Below are 20,197 nucleotides of genomic sequence, written 5' to 3' on the forward strand. Positions count from 1 at the left end.
AGCTTGTCGCTTGCCGCTTGGTTAATTCAAATGTTCGACGCGGATACGGACCACCGGGCCAACGACACCCTGTAGCGCTTCCAGCGCCGCAATCGCATCGTTGATGCGCTGCTCGACCACACGGTGGGTCAGCAGGATCATCGGCACCAGGCCGTCGTGTTCCTCGACTTCCTTCTGCATGATCGACTCGATGTTGATGCCGCGTTCCGAGAGGATGCTCGCCACTTGGGCCAGCACGCCTGGATGGTCCTTGGCCTGGATGCGCAGGTAGTAGGAGCTTTCGCACGCCTCGATCGGAAGAATCGGGTGAGCCGACAACGAGTCCGGCTGGAAGGCCAGGTGTGGCACACGGTTTTCCGGGTCCGAAGTCATGGCGCGAACCACGTCCACCAGGTCGGCAATCACCGAAGAGGCCGTCGGTTCCATGCCCGCACCGGCGCCGTAGAACAACGTCGAGCCGGAGGCATCGCCGTTGACCATCACCGCGTTCATCACGCCGTTGACGTTGGCGATCAGGCGGTCGGCCGGGATCAAGGTCGGGTGCACGCGCAGCTCGATGCCGTTGGCGGTGCTGCGTGCCACGCCCAGGTGCTTGATGCGATAACCCAAGGCTTCGGCGTAGTTCACGTCAGCGGTGGTCAGCTTGGTGATGCCTTCGGTGTAGGCCTTGTCGAACTGCAACGGAATGCCGAACGCAATGGAGGCCAGGATCGTCAGCTTGTGCGCTGCGTCAATGCCTTCCACGTCGAACGTCGGATCAGCCTCTGCGTAGCCCAGGGCCTGGGCTTCAGCAAGCACGTCTTCGAAGGTGCGACCCTTCTCGCGCATCTCGGTGAGGATGAAGTTGCCAGTGCCGTTGATGATCCCCGCGACCCAGTTGATGCGGTTGGCCGAGAGGCCTTCGCGGATCGCCTTGATCACCGGGATACCACCGGCCACGGCGGCTTCGAAAGCCACGATCACGCCTTTCTCGCGGGCCTTGGCGAAAATCTCATTACCGTGAACAGCGATAAGCGCCTTGTTCGCGGTGACCACATGCTTGCCATTCTCGATGGCCTTGAGTACCAGCTCACGGGCAACGGTGTAGCCGCCGACCAGCTCTATGACGATGTCGATCTCAGGGTTCGTGGCCACTTCGAAGACATCGTTGGTAATCGCAATACCGGTCGTCTGGAACTGAGGCTTTGGCGTGCGCATGGCAATTTGTGCCACTTCGATCCCACGCCCGGCACGACGAGCAATTTCCTCGGCGTTGCGCTGAAGTACGTTGAAGGTGCCGCCACCGACGGTACCTAACCCACAGATGCCTACTTTGACCGGATTCACTCTTGACTCCCCATGAAACGGCCGACGCAAGGTCGGCCGTGAAATACAGCCGCGCAGCAACGCGACTTTGTGTTTAACGGCCCGACGAAGGTTTTCGCCGAGCCGTGATCTTCAGAAGCGCAACGCCCGTGATCATTTCGCGCCCAAGGCCAGTTTGGCGACTTGTGGCGCCGGCTGGTAGCCCGGAATCACCTGGCCGTCGGCCAAAACGATGGCCGGCGTGCCGTTCACACCAATGGACTGGCCAAGGGCGAACTGCTTGGAAACCGGGTTCTCGCACTTGGCGGCCTTGATTTCCTTGCCATCGACCATCTTGTCCATGGCCGCCTTCTTGTCCTTGGAGCACCAGACCGCCTGCAACTGCTCATCGCCCGGCGAACCCAGGCCCTGGCGCGGGAACGCGACGTAGCGCACTTCGATGCCGCGCTTGTTCAGCTCCGGCACTTCGGCGTGCAGCTTGTGGCAATACGGGCAGGTGGTGTCGGTGAACACGGTGATGTGCGACTTGGTTTCGCCAATCGCCGGATAGACCACGGTTTCAGCGACTGGAATGCCGTTGATCAACTTGGAAATGCCCTGGCGCTCGGTCATCTCGGTGAGATTGACCGGCTTGCCGTCCTTGAGCTCGAACAGGTTGCCCTGGACGATGTACTGACCGTCGGCGCTGGCGTAAAGCACGCGGCTGCCCTTGAGCTTGATCTCATACAGGCCGGCCATGGGACTGGCCGAGATGGTTTCGATCGGCACGTCGAGCTGAAGGTTTTCCAGGCTCTTGCGGATAGCCTTGTCGGCCGCATCGTCGGCGATGGCAAAGGTACTGGCCAACGCAATGGCGGCGGCGGTGAACATCTGGATCAAACGCATGGGAACTCCTGAGGCGAACAAATGAGACGGGAAACGCCGACCCGCAGATTCGGGTTCCAACCGCCCACTGTGCAAACCGACAAAGCCTACCACATAAGGCCCGCGTGACCGAATGCCGCTGACGCAAGACGCTGGTGGAGGCTTTTCTGTGGGAACTGGACTGTGGGAGCTGACCTGTGGGAGCAAGGCTTGCCCGCGATGAACGATAACGCGGTTCAGTTTTCACACCGAGGCGCGGCCATCGCGGGCAAGCCTTGCTCCCACAGGTCTTGCTCCCACAGGGGATTTCATTCAGCCGCGCGGATGGTGCTTGGCGTGCAGGTCCCGCAGCCGTGCCCGGGCCACATGGGTGTAGATCTGGGTGGTGGACAGGTCGCTATGGCCGAGCAACATCTGCACCACTCGCAAGTCGGCGCCGTGGTTGAGCAGGTGCGTGGCGAAGGCATGGCGCAAGGTGTGGGGCGAGAGGGATTTATTGGTCCCCTCCTGCGCGGCCGCCCCCGTAAGCGCTGCCGGCAGTTGCTGACGACAAGAGCTATCACGCCGAAGCTCTGCGCCACTATTGTGATCGCTACCGAAAGCAATATTACCTTTCGTACACTGCCCAGCTCTTAATTTCCTACTCGCACTAGTTTAAATACCTGATTTGTCGTTCCTCCATAGGGCCAGGCGATAATACGAGTACCATTCCCAATGTTGGAACCGCGGACATCCAGAACGCGGCCATTATGTTTACTTTTAATAACGTACAAGCTAGAGCCCGCCGTCTCAAAATCCCAAAAATGTTGTGGCCGGAAAAGAATTGGGCGTACCCCTGCAAATACGTCAGACTCATCAGCCACAAAGATAGATCGATCCTTTACATTGTGTTGATTTGTAATTATGTGCGCATTGTATTCAGCCTCGTATGTAATACGCCATAAATTTTGAAGAGTGTCATTGTCAGGCCATAGAGTGATTGTCCGTGGCTCGGCCATATTATTCGTATCCATTTGGATAGTACGACCGTGATTTAAGTTTGTCGCAATTCTGTAAATACCCTCTACTATTGCATTAGGCCCCGGGTCATCGCCGTATTTCCGTTCAGAGGCTACACCTTTATCTTGAGCGGTTTTATCTCGCATGATAAATCTCCCGAGGTCGTCGCGTAGCAGGGTCAGGCCACTGAGATGCCCTGTCCCGAAGTGGCACCACGTAGTGTTCAATGCCGGGGGAAAACATACTTACAGGGCCGTTTCTGAATATTTTTACCCGTCTTGCCGAACCGGTCTACTGTCAGAACTTACAGGCCTATAGATGGATTCCAAATAATGAGATGCGCCCTTAGACACTTACTGACATCGTCAGGAGTTGGCACCCCATTTTTCCAAATCTTAGAGGCGCCAAAAGGGCGTTCGCCTCATTTGATCAGACTCCCATAAGCTGGATAAACAATTGAGGAAGCACGAATACAGAATCTTCACTTAATAACCGTTTGGTAACCCACCGATTCGACTGAGCATGTGATCGCCCCCACTCACAGAATGCTTGTGCAACAACAGCTTCAGCCACGCGGATGGTGTTTAGCGTGCATATCCTTTAGACGTGCCCGGGCCACATGGGTGTAGATCTGGGTGGTGGACAGGTCGCTGTGACCCAGCAACATCTGCACCACCCGCAAGTCGGCGCCGTGGTTGAGCAGGTGCGTGGCGAAGGCATGGCGCAAGGTGTGGGGCGAGAGGGATTTGCTGATCCCGGCTACCTTGGCCTGGTGCTTGATGCGGTGCCAAAAGGTCTGGCGGGTCATCTGGTCGCCGTTGCGGCTCGGGAACAGCACGTCGCTGGGGCGCCCACCCAGCAATTCATGACGAGCATCGCGCATGTAGCGCTCGACCCAGACAATCGCCTCCTCCCCCATCGGCACCAGGCGCTCCTTGCTGCCCTTGCCCATCACCCGCAGTACGCCCTGGCGCAAGTTGACCTGCTCCAGCGTCAAGCTGATTAACTCGGTGACACGCAGGCCGCAGGCATACAGGACTTCCAGCATGGCCCGGTCGCGCTGACCGATGGCTTCGCTGAGGTCAGGCGCCGCCAGCAACGCCTCCACATCGGCTTCCGACAGGGACTTGGGCAATGGACGCCCCAATTGCGGCATTTCCACACGCAAGGTCGGGTCCACCGCAATCAATTTTTCCCGCAGCAAATAGCGATAAAACCCACGCAAACCAGAAAGAAATCGCGCGGTCGAGCGCGGTTTGTAGTTCTGCTCCAGGCGCCACGCCAAGTGATCGAGGATCAACTCCCGCCCGGCATTGATCAGTTCCAGGTGGTTTTCCTGCAACCAGCCGTTGAACAGCGCCAGGTCGCTGCGGTAGGCATCGCGGGTGTTATCGGACAACCCCTTCTCCAGCCAAAGGGCGTCGAGAAACTGGTCTATCAGCGGATGATCGATGGCGGGCATAAGAACTCTTGAGGGATGCGGGCACACACAGCATCAAAATGGCAAATGAAGCCATGCAGGGTGCTCAAAGCGCAAATCGCAGGCAACAAAAAAGCAGCCCGAAGGCTGCTTTTTTTGCATCGGAAGCTGGACTTAAGCCAGTTTTTCCTTGATGCGAGCTGCTTTACCCGACAGGTCACGCAGGTAGTACAGCTTGGCTTTACGCACGTCACCGCGACGTTTCACAGCCATGCTGTCGATTTGCGGGCTGTAGGTCTGGAAAGTACGTTCTACGCCGACACCGTTGGAGATTTTACGAACGGTGAATGCACTGTTCACGCCACGGTTACGCTTGGCGATAACGACGCCTTCGAACGCTTGCAGACGGGAACGGTCGCCTTCCTTCACTTTCACCTGAACGACAATGGTGTCGCCTGGGGCAAAGGTAGGGATTTCTTTGGTCATCTGCTCTGCTTCGAGTGCAAGGATGATTTTGTTAGTCATGCTGTGCTCCTAAGGCAAGTCGTCGGACTCACCATCGATACGTTGTTAACTATCGTCCCGCTCGCGGATGTATTCCTCGAGCAGCTTCTTCTCTTCTCCAGAAAGCGAGCGGCTTTCCAGAAGATCGGCGCGTCGTTCATAGGTCCGACCAAGGGACTGCTGTAAACGCCAACGCCGGATGTGCGCGTGGTTGCCACTTAGCAACACGTCGGGAACACGCTGATCCGCATACACCTCCGGTCGGGTGTAGTGCGGGCAATCCAGCAGACCATCCGTAAAGGAATCTTCCTCAGCGGAATCTGCATGCCCTAAAGCTCCAGGCAGCAGTCGTGTAACCGCATCGATCAGGACCATCGCCGGCAGCTCGCCGCCAGACAGTACATAGTCGCCAATCGACCACTCTTCATCGACATGAGCTTCAATGAAACGCTCGTCAATGCCTTCATAACGGCCGGCAATCAGGATCAATGCATCCAAATTCGCCAGCTCGCGTACCGCCGACTGAGTCAGCTGGCGGCCTTGGGGCGACAGGTAGATCACCTTCGCACCCTCCCCGGCTGCCGTCCTGGCCTGAACCAGCGCATCTTCCAGGGGCTTGATCTTCATCACCATGCCCGGACCACCGCCAAACGGGCGATCGTCCACAGTGTGATGTCGATCCGTGGTGTAGTCCCGCGGATTCCAACAGGTGAGCTGCAACAGCTCCTGTTTCACCGCGCGGCTGGTTATGCCGTACTCGCTGATGGCGGAAAACATCTCGGGAAACAATGTGATGACTTCAACGCGCAAATTAGCCACGTTTAGAAATCCGCATCCCATTCCACCTTCATCTCGCCTGCGGCAAGGTCGACGGCCAACACGCATTGCTCGGTATAGGGCAACAGGCGTTCGCGATCATCCAGGCTGCCGACGCAAGGCTTGACCACCATGACATCGTTCGAACCGGTCTCGAGCAGGTGATCGATTTTCCCGAGCAATTGCCCGAGTTGGTCGATGACCTTCAGACCCACCAGCTGGTACCAGTAGTACTCGCCGTCGGTCAGTTCAGGGAACAGGTTGCGCGGCACGCAGATCTCATAACCGGCCAGAAGACGCGCTTCTTCACGATCATCGAGATCCTTGAGCTTCGCGACCAGGAACTTGTCGTTCCCGCGTCCGCTGACCAGCTCCACCTGTTTCACGCTACCTTCGCGCTTGAGCGTCCAGGTTTTGTAGTCCAACAGGTTCTTGATCGGATCAGTAAAGGAATACACCTTCACTTCGCCGCGAACGCCATGTACAGAGTAGATCTTGCCGACAACGATCAAATCATCAGCATCTTTTGGCGTCGCGTTCATATTGCTCAGGCCGCAGCCTTAGCCGATTCCTTCAACAACTGAGCAACGCGCTCAGAAGGTTGTGCACCAACGCTCAGCCAGTAGGCTACGCGCTCTTGGTTCACGGACAGACGAACTTCCTGACCACGGGCAACAGGGTTGAAGAAACCAACCTGCTCCTTGTGGGAACCGTCACGCGGGTTGCGGCTGTCGGTTACGGTCAGGTGGTAAAACGGGCGCTTTTTGGAGCCGCCAAGGGCAAGACGGATTGTTAGCATGTGAACATCGTTCCTGTAGTCGGTGCTGCAAATCTAAATGCACAGCGGGCATAGGTGCCCGAAAGGCCGCATATTCTAAGGAATATCCGGACTTTTGCAAATGTCTTTTTCCGGCGCCTGGCGCCATGCGATCAAGATTTGCCATAGAGCCGTCATGAAAAACGGCAAGTCAGCTCCCGCGTACTGCGGGTTTGCTGGTGATCCCCGCATCCGTGCGGGGCAACGCCGACATGACAGCCGGCGCAGATTCTTTACATTTTCGGCATGCCGCCGCCGGGCAACATACCGCCCATGCCGCGCATCATCTTGGCCATTCCGCCCTTGGCGGAGAATTTCTTCATCATCTTCTGCATCTGCTTGTGCTGCTTGATCAAGCGACCGATGTCCTGCACCTGGGTGCCGGAACCCATGGCGATACGGCGCTTGCGCGAACCGCTGATCAGCTCGGGGTCGCGGCGCTCGGCCGGGGTCATGGAGTTGATGATGGCTTCCATCTGCTTGAACTGCTTTTCAGCCGCGCCCTGGGCATTGCCCATCTGCGCCAGGTTCACGCCACCGATGTTCGGCAGTTTGTCCATGAGGCCGCCAAGGCCGCCCATGTTCTTCATTTGTTGCAGCTGGTCACGGAAGTCTTCGAGATCGAAGCCCTTGCCCTTCTTCAGCTTCTTGGCCAGCTTGTCGGCCTTGTCCTTGTCGAGGGTCTGTTCGGCCTGCTCGATCAGGCTGAGCACGTCGCCCATGCCGAGGATGCGCGAAGCGATACGCTCGGGGTGGAACGGCTCGAGGGCTTCGCTCTTCTCGCCCATACCGATGAACTTGATCGGCTTGCCGGTGATGGCGCGTACCGACAGCGCGGCACCGCCACGGGCGTCACCGTCGACCTTGGTCAGGATCACACCCGTCAACGGCAGTGCATCACCGAATGCCTTGGCGGTGTTGGCCGCGTCCTGGCCGGTCATGGCATCGACCACGAACAGGGTTTCCACCGGGTTGATCGCGGCATGCAGCGCCTTGATCTCGCCCATCATCTCTTCATCGATGTGCAGGCGACCGGCGGTATCGACGATGACCACGTCGATGAATTTCAGTTTCGCTTCTTTAATAGCCGCCTGGGCGATGTCCACCGGCTTCTGGCTCAGGTCGGACGGGAAGAACGTCACGCCGATGTCGTTGGCCAGGGTTTCCAGTTGCTTGATCGCCGCCGGACGGTAGATGTCCGCCGACACCACCATCACCGACTTCTTCTTGCGCTCTTTGAGAAAGCGCGCCAGCTTGCCGGCCGTCGTGGTCTTGCCCGCGCCCTGCAGACCCGCCATCAGCACCACAGCTGGCGGCACGGCGCTCAGGTTCAGGTCTTCGTTGGCGGCGCCCATCAGGCTTTCGAGTTCGGCCTGGACGATCTTCACGAACGCCTGGCCCGGTGTCAGGCTGCGCGACACCTCGGTGCCGACGGCGCGTTCCTTGACCGAGTTGACGAAGTCCTTGACCACCGGAAGGGCGACGTCGGCTTCGAGCAACGCCATGCGCACTTCGCGCAGGGTGTCTTTGATGTTGTCCTCGGTCAGTTTCGCCTTGCCGGTGACATGGCGCAGCGTCTGCGAGAGACGGTCGGTTAGGTTTTCAAACATGCGCGATCCTTTCAGGCCCAGATGAGACCGGGATAATGGCGGCCCAGACCGTGAAAAATGTGCTCGGCGAGCCTGCGGCGTGGGCAGGTCGCGGATTATAGCGAAGAAGCGGGCGACGTACACCTTACTGTCAGTTGCGGTGGTCTTTCGTGCGGAGGGGGTTCTATGCCAAACTCAGCGTCTTTCGGGCTTGCCTAACAGGATTTATGCTCCCCTTGTCACCCAGCTTGCTTGCCACGCTCGCCGCCGCTTGCCTTTATGCCGCTGCGACCCTCTATCAAGGCACCCGCCTGGCCACAGGCGCCAAGGCGAACAAACGCCTGCTGGTCACGCTTGGCGTGCTGGCGGTGCTCGGCCACGCGGCCAGCCTTTATACCCACTTGATGACGCCGATCGGCCTGGGCCTGGACTTTTTCAACGCCGCCAGCCTGATCGCCGTCGCCGTGATCGCCCTGACGCTGCTGGCCTGCTCGCGCATCCCGGTGGAAAACCTGCTGGTGCTGCTATTCCCGCTGGGGCTGGCCACGGTGCTGCTGGCGCAGTTCGCGCCGTCGGGCACGGTGCAGATCATCGACGAAGAGCCAGGCATCCTTGCCCACATCCTGCTGTCGATCCTGGCCTACGGCCTGTTCACCATCGCGGTGTTCCAGGCCTTGCTGCTACTGGTGCAAGACCACCAGCTCAAAAACAAGCACCCGTCCGGGCTGATCCGCAACTTCCCGCCACTGCAGACCATGGAGAGCCTGCTGTTCGGCTTCCTCTGGGCCGGCTGGAGCCTGCTGTCGCTGTCGCTGATCTCCGGCTGGCTGTTCGTCGAGAACCTGTTCGCCCAGCACCTGGTGCACAAGACCCTGCTGGCCTGCCTGGCATGGATAGTCTTCAGCGTGCTGCTGTGGGGCCGCAACCGCCTCGGCTGGCGCGGGCACAAGGCGATTCGCTGGACCCTGGCCGGTTTCTGCCTGCTGATGCTCGCGTACTTCGGCAGCAAGCTGGTCCGCGAATACATCCTGCATGTGTGACGGACGGCCCTGATGGATACGTTGCCCGTGGCGCCGCTGTTTGCCGTGCTGGTGGTGCTGATCCTCTGGTCGGCCCTGTTCACCGCTATCGAAGCCGCCCAGCAACACCTGCTGGCCCAGCGTACAGCCTCACGCGCCAGTGACAAACCGCTGGCCGCGCTGACATTCCCGCTGGCCAGCCTGATCCTGTGCAATACCCTCTGCCGCACCCTGGCCGTGGTCATCGGCACATTGCTGGCGATTTTTACCTGGCTGGAAAACGGCCCCTGGGTGGCCTGGCTCGGCATCAGCGCCGCCCTGCTGGTGTTTGCCGATTACCTGCCGCGCACCTTGGCCACCCGCCAGCCCGAAGCGGTGCTGGCACTGGGCAACACCTTGCTTGGCATACCGTTGAAGATCCTCTATCCATTTGCCTGGCTGTTGAATGGTGCTAGCCAATTGTTGCTGCGTCCATTTGCGCGCAAGACCGGCATGGTGCAGCAGAGCGACGACGAGATGCCCACGCCACCGCGCAGCGAGCATGAATCGGAGCACAATAGCGGCCGGCTGCACCCGATTTCCGGCATCCACGCCCTGGACAACATCACCGTCAACGATATCCTCGTGCCCCGCAGCGAGGTGGATGGGATCAACCTCGACGACCCCATCGGCGAAATCATTGAACAGCTGCGCCTGAACCGTCGCACCCGCCTGCCGGTGTTCCACAGCGACATCAACCAGGTCGAGGCGGTGCTCAACACGCGCCAGATCCGACATCTGCTGGCAGATGCGAGCCTGACCCAGGAAGCACTCCTGGCCGCCTCCCACGAGCCTTACTTCGTCCCTGAAAGCACGCCACTGCAACTGCAATTGCTGAATTTCCACAAGCAGCAGCGGCGCCTGGGCATGGTGGTGGACGAGTACGGCGAAGTGCTGGGCATCGTCACCCTGGAAGACATCCTGGAAGAAATCGTCGGCGAATTCGAAAGCGAGCACAGCCTCGACAACCCCCACGTTCAGCCCCAGCCCGATGGTCGCCTGATGATCGATGGCGCGGCGTCGATCCGCGAATTGAACAGGACCCTGGGCTGGCATCTGCCTTGCGACGGCCCCAAGACCCTCAACGGGCTGGTGACCGAAGCCCTGGAAACCATCCCCGAAAGCCCGGTGTGCCTGAAGATCGGCCGTTATCGGCTGGAAATCATCGAGACCGTGGACAACCGCGTCAGCCAGGTGCTGGCGTGGCATAACAGTTCGGTGCCCACGGCTTCCTGACATCCCTGGTCAAGGGAGCTTGCTCTCGCTGAACAACGCTGTGTAGGAGCTGCCGAAGGCTGCGATCTCTTGATCTTGATCTTTCACTTGCGATTCAATTGCCTGGAACAAGATCGCAGCCTCGTTGCACTCGACAGCTCCTACACAGCTCAACACGGCTCCTACAGCACAGTCCAGCGGGGATAGATCCCCTCGCCACAATACATATTGTCGAATCGTTAGCCCCCTTCCTATACTCAAGCCGCTTATCGAACCCTGTGTCTATCCTGCACCCAGCCGGTTCCCGCCCGACCATTGGCAAAATCCGCATCAGTCCTGCGACTGTTCCTACCCGAAACAGCGAAAGGATACCCGCCCACATCCCTGGGTGTTCGACCATAATAATTCGCTCCAACGGAGCACATGACTGTCAGGGATAACCGCATGACGACCGCTACCTGCAACGAAGCTGTGCCTGCCCAGCCGACAAATTCGGCCACCCGTGTGGCGACCGCGAGCTTTATCGGCACCGCCATCGAGTTCTACGATTTCTACGTCTACGCCACGGCGGCGGCCCTGGTGATCGGGCCGGTGTTTTTCCCACAGACCTCAGGCACGGCACAGATGCTGTCGTCCTTCCTGACGTTCGGCATCGCCTTCCTCGCCCGACCGCTGGGCTCTGCGTTGTTCGGCCACTTCGGCGACCGGATCGGGCGCAAGTCGACGCTGGTGGCGTCCCTATTGCTGATGGGGGTGTGCACCACGCTCATCGGCGTGCTGCCCGGCTACGCCAGCATTGGCGCCTGGGCGCCGATCCTGCTGTGCGTGCTGCGTTTCGGCCAGGGCCTGGGGTTGGGCGGTGAATGGGGCGGCGCGGCGCTGCTCGCCACCGAGAACGCGCCCAAGGGCAAACGTGCCTGGTTCGGCATGTTCCCCCAGCTGGGGCCCTCCATCGGCTTCCTGGCGGCCAACGGGCTGTTCCTGACCCTGGCCATGAGCCTGGACGATGAGCAATTTCGCGCCTGGGGCTGGCGGATTCCGTTCCTGCTCAGTGCCGTGCTGGTGATCGTCGGCCTCTATGTACGGCTCAAGCTCCACGAAACCCCGGTGTTCGCCAATGCCATGGCCCGCCAGGAGCGGGTAAAGGTGCCATTGGTGGAGCTGTTCAGCCAGTACTGGGCGCCAACCTTGCTGGGCGCGGCGGCGATGGTGGTGTGTTACGCGCTGTTCTATATCTCGACGGTGTTTTCCCTGAGCTACGGCGTGTCCACCCTCGGCTACAGCCGCGAGACTTTCCTGGGCCTGCTGTGCTTTGCCGTGCTGTTCATGGCCGCCGCCACGCCCCTGTCGGCCTGGGCCAGCGACCGCTACGGGCGCAGGCCGGTGCTGATCAGCGGCGGCGTATTGGCGATTGCCTCGGGTTTCCTCATGGAACCCTTGCTGACCCACGGCTCGACCGGCGGCGTGGCGCTGTTCCTGTGCATCGAGCTGTTCCTGATGGGCGTGACCTTCGCCCCCATGGGCGCCTTGCTGCCAGAACTGTTTCCCACCCACGTGCGCTACACCGGCGCGTCGGCCGCCTACAACCTGGGTGGCATCGTCGGCGCCTCGGCCGCACCGTTCTTCGCCCAGAAGCTGGTGGCGATGGGCGGTTTGAGCTACGTCGGGGGCTACGTTTCAGCGGCCGCACTGCTCAGCGTAATCGCCGTGCTGTGCTTGAAGGAGACGCGCCACAACGACTTGAACCGGGTCGCCTGACGCGCCTCCCGTAAGAGCTGCCGCAGGCTGCGATCTTTTGATCTTTCACTTGGAGACTCAAGCGTCAGAGGAAAGATCGCAGCCCTCGCTTCACTCGGCCGCTCCTGCGGGGCAAAACCGGCCAATGAAATAACCGCTAACAATCACCCGCCATTGAAACCACCCCCCACCTGCCCCATCTAAGACCCATACTCCATTGCGCAGGTGCCCCATGAGCGACCAGCACTCTACCGAAGCCACGAACGAATACGCTGATTCCGAACACATCGAACACACCTCCTCCGGCACCGGCCTGGCCCTGCCTGGCCAGAACTTGCCGGACAAGGTCTACATCATCCCGATCCACAATCGTCCGTTCTTCCCGGCCCAAGTGCTGCCGGTCATCGTCAACGAAGAACCATGGGCCGAGACCCTGGAGCTGGTGGCCAAGTCCGAGCATCACTCCCTGGCGCTGTTCTTCATGGACTCGCCCCAGGAAGACCCGCGCCATTTCGACACCTCGAAACTGCCGCTGTACGGCACCCTGGTGAAGGTGCACCACGCCAGCCGCGAAGGCGGCAAACTGCAATTTGTCGCCCAGGGCCTGACCCGCGTGCGTATCCGCACCTGGCTCAAGCACCATCGCCCACCGTACCTGGTGGAAGTCGAATACCCGCACCAGCCGAGCGAGCCGACCGACGAGGTCAAGGCCTACGGCATGGCGCTGATCAATGCGATCAAGGAACTGCTGCCGCTCAACCCGCTGTACAGCGAAGAGCTGAAGAACTACCTCAACCGCTTCAGCCCCAACGACCCGTCGCCGCTGACCGACTTCGCCGCCGCCCTCACCTCCGCCACCGGCAGTGAGTTGCAGGAAGTGCTCGACTGCGTGCCCATGCTCAAGCGCATGGAGAAAGTCCTGCCGATGCTGCGCAAGGAAGTCGAGGTGGCACGCCTGCAGAAAGAGATTTCCGCCGAGGTCAACAACAAGATCGGCGAACATCAGCGCCAGTTCTTCCTCAAGGAACAACTCAAGGTGATCCAGCAGGAGCTGGGCCTGACCAAGGACGACCGCAGCGCCGACCTCGAACAATTCGAGCAACGCCTGGAAGGCAAGACACTGTCGATCCAGGCGCAGAAGCGCATCGAAGAGGAAATGAACAAACTCTCCATCCTGGAGACCGGCTCCCCGGAATACGCCGTCACCCGCAACTACCTGGACTGGGCGACGTCGGTGCCCTGGGGCGTATACGGCCAGGACAAACTCGACCTCAAGCACGCACGCAAGGTGCTCGACCAGCACCACGCCGGGCTGGACGACATCAAGGACCGGATCCTGGAGTTCCTCGCCGTGGGTGCCTACAAGGGCGAGATCAACGGCTCCATTGTCCTGCTGGTGGGCCCGCCGGGCGTGGGCAAGACCAGCGTCGGCAAGTCCATCGCCGAATCCCTGGGGCGGCCGTTCTACCGCTTCAGCGTCGGCGGCATGCGCGACGAAGCCGAGATCAAGGGGCATCGGCGCACCTACATCGGCGCCCAGCCGGGCAAGCTGGTGCAGGCGCTCAAAGATGTCGAAGTGATGAACCCGGTGATCATGCTCGACGAAATCGACAAGATGGGCCAGAGCTACCAGGGCGACCCGGCCTCGGCCCTGCTGGAGACCCTCGACCCGGAGCAGAACGTCGAATTCCTCGACCACTACCTGGACCTGCGCCTGGACCTGTCGAAAGTGCTCTTCGTCTGCACCGCCAACACCTTGGACTCGATCCCCGGCCCGCTGCTGGACCGGATGGAGGTGATCCGCCTGTCGGGCTACATCACCGAAGAAAAAGTCGCCATCGCCAAGCGGCACCTGTGGCCCAAGCAACTGGCCAAGGCCGGCGTGTCCAAAGGCAGCCTGAGTATCAATGACAGCGCCCTCAAGGCCCTGATCGATGGCTATGCCCGTGAAGCCGGGGTGCGACAACTGGAGAAACAGCTGGGCAAACTGGTGCGCAAGGCGGTGATGAAGCTGATCGACGACCCCAAGGCCGTGATCAAGCTCGGGCCAAAAGACCTCGAGGCGTCCCTGGGCAAACCGGTGTTCCGCAACGAACAGGTGTTGTCCGGTGTCGGCGTGATCACCGGCCTGGCCTGGACCAGCATGGGCGGCGCGACCCTGCCGATCGAAGCGACGCGCATCCACACCCTCAATCGCGGCTTCAAGCTGACCGGGCAACTGGGCGAGGTGATGAAAGAGTCGGCGGAAATCGCCCACAGCTATGTCAGTTCGCACCTGAAGCAATTTGGCGGCGATCCGAAGTTCTTTGACGAGGCCTTCGTTCACCTGCACGTACCCGAAGGTGCCACGCCCAAGGATGGCCCGAGCGCCGGCGTCACCATGGCCAGCGCGTTGCTGTCCCTGGCCCGCAACCAGCCGCCGAAAAGAGGCGTGGCCATGACCGGCGAACTGACCCTCACCGGGCACGTCCTGCCGATTGGCGGGGTGCGCGAGAAGGTCATCGCGGCACGCCGCCAGAAAATCAACGAGCTGATCCTGCCGGAAGCCAACCGGGGCAACTTCGAAGAACTGCCGGACTACCTCAAGGAAGGTGTCACGGTGCACTTTGCCAAGCGGTTTGCGGATGTGGCCAAGGTGTTGTTCTGATAGGACAGTAGCGCGTGTGCGGGCCCCATCGCGGGCAAGCCTTGCTCCCACAGGGTCAATGTCGCTCACAGAATTGGGGGTGCAACAAAGATCCATTGTGGGAGCAAGGCTTGCCCGCGATGGTGTCATCAGCCCCAACCCTTTCCCAGCTGACACACCCAGTAGCATCTTCGGTTATGCTCGCCGTTCGTCGTGAATGCCGGAGCCCTTATGTCCCTCACCCGCCTGCTCGTCCCTTTCAGCCTCGCCCTGCTGAGCGCCTGCGCCACGCAAACCAGCAACAACGTGACCGTGGAAAAACTGAGCCAGTGCCCGGTAAGGCTCAATAACGGGCAGAACCTGATCCTGAGCTTGCCCAGCAATCCCACTACCGGTTATCGCTGGGCGATCCAGGATTCGGCCGGTGGCGTGCTCAAAGGCTTGGGACCGGAGGTTTATCGCAACCCGGAAGACGCCGGCATCGTCGGCGCCGCAGGTGTCTCGACCTGGCGCTTCCAGGCGTTCGGCACCGGCACCGGGCGCTTGCGCCTGACTTATCAACAGCCCTGGGCCCCGGAAGTACCGCCCGTGGAAACGTTCGACTGCGCCATTGCGGTGAATTGACCGTGGGCTGGCTGATCCTTGCACTGATGGGCGCAGCCACCTACCTGTACGGCCTGGCCATGCATGCCACGCTGCTGTGCCTGCTGGTCAAGCCCATGCCGGTCCTGGCCCTGCTCGGCTGGCTGCACGATGCGCCGCCTGGCGAATATCGGCGCTGGATCAGCCTCGGGCTGATTTTTTCACTGGTGGGCGACGTGTTGCTGGCCTGGCCTGGGGATCTGTTCGTGTTCGGCCTTGGCGCGTTTCTGCTGGCACACCTGGCCTACCTGAAAGCCTATCTCAGCGACTGCCGCCGCCCGGCGCTGCTGCCATTGGCCCTGGCCTTGGGCATCGGCGCGGTACTATTGGGGATCCTGGTGTCGAACGGTCTCGGGCCGTTGCTAGTGCCGGTGATTGTCTACGGCCTAGCCATCAGCGCCATGCTTTGGCGAGCGTTGGCACGGCTGGGCACCGGCGTGCCGAAACGCTCGGCCTGGCTGGCCGCCGCCGGGGCGCTGACGTTTGTGTTCTCCGACAGCCTGATCGGCATCAACCGGTTCGTGCAGCCCTTCCTTGCCGCGCCTTACCTGATCATCGTCAGTTACTGGCTCGGCCAATGGGGGATTACGGCGTCGGCGTTCCCCCAAAAGCCACACTGAAGAAAGATTAATGTGGGCCCGAGCGCTGTAGGAGCAAGGCCCTGTAGGAGCAAGGCTTGCCCGCGATAAAGGCACCGCGGTCTATAGCAAGACCGCATTGTCGTTCATCGCGGGCAAGCCTTGCTCCCACAAAGCTCGCTCCCACAGGTTTTTTGGTTAAAATGCCGGCCTTTTCACCACCCATGCCGCTGGAACCGCCGTGAGCAAAGACCCCGATCGTCTATTCGCCCAACCCCTGGCCCAAGTGCCGGACTTCGCCTTCAACGAGGACGTGGTGCGGGTGTTTCCGGACATGATCAAGCGTTCGGTGCCGGGTTACCCGACCATTGTCGAAAACCTCGGCGTGCTCGCCGCGCAATTCGCCCAGCCGGGCAGCGTACTCTACGACCTGGGCTCGTCCCTGGGCGCCGTGACCCAGGCCCTGCGCCGCCACGTGCGCACCGACGGTTGCCGGGTGATTGCAGTGGATAACTCGGCGGCCATGGTCGAGCGCTGCCGCGAATACCTCAACGGCCAGGACTCGATGTTCCAGGAGCTGCTGCCGGTGGAAGTGATCGAAGGCGACATCCTCGCCCTGACGTTCCAGCCGGCTTCGGTGGTGGCACTGAACTTCACCCTGCAATTCATCGCACCGGACCAGCGCACCGCATTGTTGAGCCGCATCCGCCAGTCCTTGCTACCGGGTGGCGCACTGATCCTGTCGGAAAAATTGCGTTTCAACGATGCCGAGGAACACGCCCTGCTCACCGACCTGCACGTAGCGTTCAAGCGCGCCAACGGCTACAGCGAGCTGGAAATTGCCCAGAAACGCAGCGCCATCGAAAACGTCATGAAGCCCGACAGCCTCGAGGAACACCGCGAACGCCTGCTGGCGGCCGGTTTCTCGAAAGTCGTGCCGTGGTTCCAGTGTCTTAACTTCGCCTCGTTGATTGCCCTGCCATGATTGATCTGTCCCCCTCGCCCGCCATCTGGCCGGCACGCCCCTGGCCGATTGGGCCGCGACACTGCAGACGCAACTCGACAGCAAGATGGAAAAGGGCCATGGCGATCTGGAGCGTTGGCAAAGCGCGCTCGATGCGCTGCCGGCCTTGCAACCCACCACGGTCGACCTGCTGAGTGGCCTGACGCTCGACACCGATTGCTGCGACGAAACCCGTGCGCAAATGCGTACCGCGTTGATGGGCCTGTCGCCATGGCGCAAAGGACCTTTCGACCTGTTCGGCGTGCACGTGGACACCGAATGGCGCTCGGACTGGAAGTGGTCACGGGTGGCCCCGCACCTGGATCTCAAAGGCAAGCGCATCCTCGACGTAGGCTGCGGCAACGGCTACTACATGTGGCGGATGCTCGGCGCCGGGGCTGACACGGTGATCGGCGTCGACCCCAACTGGCTGTTCTTCTGCCAGTTCCAGGCGGTGCAGCGCTACCTGTCGCAGCCCAACGCCTGGCACCTGCCGTTCCCATTCGAGGCCCTGCCAGCAGAGCTGGAAGGCTTCGACACGGTTTTTTCCATGGGCGTGTTCTACCACCGGCGCTCGCCGATCGAGCATCTGCTGGCCTTGAAGGACTGCCTGGTCAAGGGTGGCGAACTGGTGCTGGAAACCCTGGTGATCGAGGGCGACGAACACCAGGTGCTGGTGCCCGAGGACCGCTACGCGCAGATGCGCAACGTGTGGTTCCTGCCGTCAGTCCCGGCCCTGGAACGCTGGCTGCGCCGCGCCGGGTTCAGCGATGTGCGTTGCGTGGACGTGAGCCTGACCACCGTGCAGGAACAGCGCAGCACCGAGTGGATGAAGTATCAGTCGCTGAGCGATTTCCTCGACCCCGCCGACCACAGCAAAACCATCGAAGGGTTGCCGGCGCCGATGCGGGCGGTGATTGTGGCGCGTAAATAAATCGCCGCCCCCCTGTGAGAGGGCCTCTGTGGGAGTGAACCTGTGGGAGCAAGGCTTGCCCGCGATGACGGGCACCGCGGTCTATAGTAAGGCCGCGTTATCGTTCATCGCGGGCAAGCCTTGCTCCCACAGAGGTTCACTCCCACAGGGGGCGGTGTTCAGTCTTTGGCTCTTCGGGCCTTGAAGAACTCACTCAGCACAGTGCTGCATTCCTCGGCCAACACCCCGCCCTCGTACATCACCCGATGGTTCAGGAAACCCTGGCTGAAAAACTGCCCCTGGCTCTGCACGATGCCGGCCTTGGGCTCCAGGGCGCCGTAGACGACCCGGGCGATACGCGAATGGACGATCAGGCCAGCGCACATGCTGCAGGGCTCCAGCGTCACATACAGCGTGCTGCCGGGCAGGCGATAGTTGCTCACCGCTTGGGCGGCGGCGCGGATGGCGACCATTTCCGCGTGGGCACTGGGGTCGTGGCCGCTGATCGGGCAGTTGAAACCGCGTCCGATGATCTCGCCGTCCTGCACCAGCACCGCGCCCACCGGCACTTCGCCCAGGGCTGCGCCTTGGGCGGCGAGGGCCAAGGCTTCGCGCATGAAGTCCTGGTCACGGCTGCGGTCGATGATTTTGGCGGGGCGAATCTGGCGCATCACGCCACCTCGATGGCGGCCATCAGGCCGGTTTCCATGTGGTCGATCACATGGCAGTGGAACATCCATACGCCTGGATTATCCGCCACCAGCGCCACCTGCGCCCGCTCGTTCTTGCCCAGCAGGTAGGTGTCGGTGAAATACGGCACGACCTTGTGCCGGTTCGACGCGATCACCTTGAAGCTCATGCCGTGCAAATGGATCGGGTGCTGGTACTGGGTCATGTTCTTCAATTCGAAAATGTAGCTCTGGCCTTTCTTCAGCGTGGCGATCGGCCGGTCGGCGCAGGTCTTGTCGGTGATGTCCCAGGCCTTGCCGTTGATCTGCCACAGGCTCGGCGGCTTGCCATTGTCGACATTGACCGACACCGAGCCGACCCATTCGAAATTGAAGTTGAGTTTTTCGGCATTGGCCAGGTCCGGCTCAGACACCGGATTGGGCGGCAGCGCCGGCGGCCATTGGCTCGGCGCGTCACTGTTAGGCACCGAACGCAAGGTCCCCAGGCGCACCGGGCCATTGCGCAACGACAACTCTTCGCCGGCTGGCGGCGCCTTGATCGCCAGGCAAATGCGCATGCCCGGGCCAAGCCAGTATTCCTTGCCCAACGGGCGCGGTTCGATGGGGTTGCCGTCCAGCGCATAGATCTGCGCTTCAACGCCTGGGATGTTGATGCGGTACGTCAGGGTGTTGTCCAGGTTGAGCAAGCGCACCCGGGTGATCTGCCCGGCCGGCAGGTCAATCACCGCCTGCGCCACGCCGTTGATGGTCGCCAGCCGTCCGGCCGTGCCGCCACGCGCCGCTTCACGGGGAATGCTGAACTCCACGAACTCGCCCTGCTCGTCCACATGCCAGCTCTTGAGGCTCAGGGTCTGTTCGTACTTGAAGCCGGTGGGCTCACGCTCCTCGACGATCAACGGCCCCACGAGGCCGCGCCCCAGCTCCTCGCTGCTGTTGACGTGAGGGTGGTACCAATAGCTGCCGGCGTCCGGCACGCGGAACTTGTAATCGAAGTACTCGCCCGGCAGCACCGGCAACTGCGAGACATACGGCACCCCATCCATCTCCAGTGGCAAACGGATGCCGTGCCAATGAATGGTGGTAGCGACCGGCAGGTGATTGATAAAGCGCACCCGCAACCATTCGCCCTGGCGCACCCGCAGCTCGGTGCCCGGCGCCGAGGGGCCAAACGCCCAGGCCTGGGTCTTGTGCCCGGCCACCAGCTCGACGTCCAGCGGTGCGGCGATCAATTCATAATCGTGACCGGCCTCGGCATCGGCGCGCTTGCCCAGCCAGTACCGCGACGCACCTCCTGCACCCACGCCAACGACAACAAGACCGGCCAGGCCACCGAGTATTTGGCGACGGGTAAAGGACATGAACGCAACCACCTATTGAATCCGCGGCGAACCGTTGGGCCCGCAAAAGGCGAATACGATACAC

The 20,197-nt window shown here is 61.0% G+C and carries 19 protein-coding genes and 1 pseudogene; 8 read left to right on the forward strand and 12 right to left on the reverse strand.

Going from position 1 to position 20,197, the window contains the following annotated elements:
* Positions 1-21: 21 nt before the first annotated feature.
* The 10 genes from KI237_RS24625 to ffh all read right to left on the reverse strand — a co-directional run bounded on the left by KI237_RS24625 (position 22) and on the right by ffh (position 8,335).
* Entirely contained in the window at positions 22-1,326 is a 1,305-nt protein-coding gene (locus KI237_RS24625; protein WP_003198098.1) for a homoserine dehydrogenase, read from the reverse strand.
* Between the two features lie 132 nt (positions 1,327-1,458).
* A complete protein-coding gene (locus KI237_RS24630; RefSeq protein WP_212797436.1) occupies positions 1,459-2,190 on the reverse strand; it encodes a DsbC family protein in 732 nt (243 codons plus the stop codon).
* Between the two features lie 291 nt (positions 2,191-2,481).
* Positions 2,482-2,775, reverse strand: coding sequence for a tyrosine-type recombinase/integrase (locus KI237_RS24635; protein ID WP_283246321.1), 294 nt, complete (start codon positions 2,773-2,775; stop codon positions 2,482-2,484).
* Between the two features lie 26 nt (positions 2,776-2,801).
* The gene (locus KI237_RS24640) at positions 2,802-3,314 is read right to left on the reverse strand and encodes an RICIN domain-containing protein (RefSeq protein ID WP_212797437.1); all 513 of its coding nucleotides are present in this window, start codon (positions 3,312-3,314) and stop codon (positions 2,802-2,804) included.
* A 419-nt stretch (positions 3,315-3,733) separates the two neighbouring features.
* On the reverse strand, positions 3,734-4,630 hold the full coding sequence (xerD, locus tag KI237_RS24645; protein ID WP_212797438.1) for a site-specific tyrosine recombinase XerD: 897 nt from the start codon (positions 4,628-4,630) through the stop codon (positions 3,734-3,736).
* 132 nt (positions 4,631-4,762) lie between these two features.
* A complete protein-coding gene (gene rplS, locus KI237_RS24650; protein ID WP_003175895.1) occupies positions 4,763-5,113 on the reverse strand; it encodes a 50S ribosomal protein L19 in 351 nt (116 codons plus the stop codon).
* A gap of 45 nt (positions 5,114-5,158) precedes the next feature.
* Positions 5,159-5,932, reverse strand: a complete 774-nt coding sequence (gene trmD / locus KI237_RS24655) for a tRNA (guanosine(37)-N1)-methyltransferase TrmD (RefSeq protein WP_205929660.1) — start codon at positions 5,930-5,932, stop codon at positions 5,159-5,161.
* On the reverse strand, positions 5,914-6,450 hold the full coding sequence (rimM, locus tag KI237_RS24660; protein ID WP_212797439.1) for a ribosome maturation factor RimM: 537 nt from the start codon (positions 6,448-6,450) through the stop codon (positions 5,914-5,916). The genes trmD and rimM overlap by 19 nt, the downstream gene beginning before the upstream one ends.
* 5 nt (positions 6,451-6,455) lie before the next feature.
* Complete coding sequence (rpsP, locus tag KI237_RS24665; RefSeq protein WP_003198088.1) at positions 6,456-6,707, reverse strand: 30S ribosomal protein S16; 252 nt, start codon at positions 6,705-6,707, stop codon at positions 6,456-6,458.
* Between the two features lie 251 nt (positions 6,708-6,958).
* The gene (ffh, locus tag KI237_RS24670) at positions 6,959-8,335 is read right to left on the reverse strand and encodes a signal recognition particle protein (protein WP_003198085.1); all 1,377 of its coding nucleotides are present in this window, start codon (positions 8,333-8,335) and stop codon (positions 6,959-6,961) included.
* A 206-nt stretch (positions 8,336-8,541) separates the two neighbouring features.
* On the opposite strand from ffh, the gene KI237_RS24675 reads away from it, so the two are divergent.
* The 8 genes and pseudogenes from KI237_RS24675 to cmoB all read left to right on the forward strand — a co-directional run bounded on the left by KI237_RS24675 (position 8,542) and on the right by cmoB (position 18,107).
* Entirely contained in the window at positions 8,542-9,354 is an 813-nt protein-coding gene (locus KI237_RS24675; protein ID WP_003198083.1) for a cytochrome C assembly family protein, read from the forward strand.
* A gap of 12 nt (positions 9,355-9,366) precedes the next feature.
* Positions 9,367-10,608, forward strand: coding sequence for an HlyC/CorC family transporter (locus KI237_RS24680; protein ID WP_212797440.1), 1,242 nt, complete (start codon positions 9,367-9,369; stop codon positions 10,606-10,608).
* Between the two features lie 423 nt (positions 10,609-11,031).
* Positions 11,032-12,345: an MFS transporter gene (locus KI237_RS24685; protein WP_212797441.1), complete on the forward strand. Its 1,314-nt coding sequence runs from the start codon at positions 11,032-11,034 to the stop codon at positions 12,343-12,345.
* Positions 12,346-12,556: 211 nt separating this feature from the next.
* A complete protein-coding gene (gene lon / locus KI237_RS24690) occupies positions 12,557-14,971 on the forward strand; it encodes an endopeptidase La (RefSeq protein ID WP_249410664.1) in 2,415 nt (804 codons plus the stop codon).
* A gap of 210 nt (positions 14,972-15,181) precedes the next feature.
* Positions 15,182-15,574, forward strand: coding sequence for a protease inhibitor I42 family protein (locus KI237_RS24695; protein WP_212797442.1), 393 nt, complete (start codon positions 15,182-15,184; stop codon positions 15,572-15,574).
* A gap of 2 nt (positions 15,575-15,576) precedes the next feature.
* Positions 15,577-16,212 carry a lysoplasmalogenase gene (locus KI237_RS24700; protein ID WP_212797443.1) on the forward strand — a complete coding sequence of 212 codons (636 nt, stop codon included), beginning with the start codon at positions 15,577-15,579 and terminating at the stop codon, positions 16,210-16,212.
* 199 nt (positions 16,213-16,411) lie between these two features.
* A complete protein-coding gene (gene cmoA, locus KI237_RS24705) occupies positions 16,412-17,155 on the forward strand; it encodes a carboxy-S-adenosyl-L-methionine synthase CmoA (protein WP_018611163.1) in 744 nt (247 codons plus the stop codon).
* Positions 17,152-18,107, forward strand: a pseudogene (gene cmoB / locus KI237_RS24710) (tRNA 5-methoxyuridine(34)/uridine 5-oxyacetic acid(34) synthase CmoB). The gene cmoA and the pseudogene cmoB overlap by 4 nt, the downstream one beginning before the upstream one ends.
* A 158-nt stretch (positions 18,108-18,265) precedes the next feature.
* Here the strand turns inward: cmoB and tadA are convergent.
* On the reverse strand, positions 18,266-18,757 hold the full coding sequence (gene tadA / locus KI237_RS24715; protein WP_212797444.1) for a tRNA adenosine(34) deaminase TadA: 492 nt from the start codon (positions 18,755-18,757) through the stop codon (positions 18,266-18,268).
* Complete coding sequence (locus KI237_RS24720; protein ID WP_212797445.1) at positions 18,757-20,133, reverse strand: multicopper oxidase family protein; 1,377 nt, start codon at positions 20,131-20,133, stop codon at positions 18,757-18,759. Before KI237_RS24720 ends, tadA begins: the two co-directional genes overlap by 1 nt.
* Positions 20,134-20,197: the final 64 nt, after the last annotated feature.

The sequence above is a fragment of the Pseudomonas sp. St316 genome (assembly GCF_018325905.1).
Taxonomy (GTDB): Bacteria; Pseudomonadota; Gammaproteobacteria; order Pseudomonadales; family Pseudomonadaceae; genus Aquipseudomonas.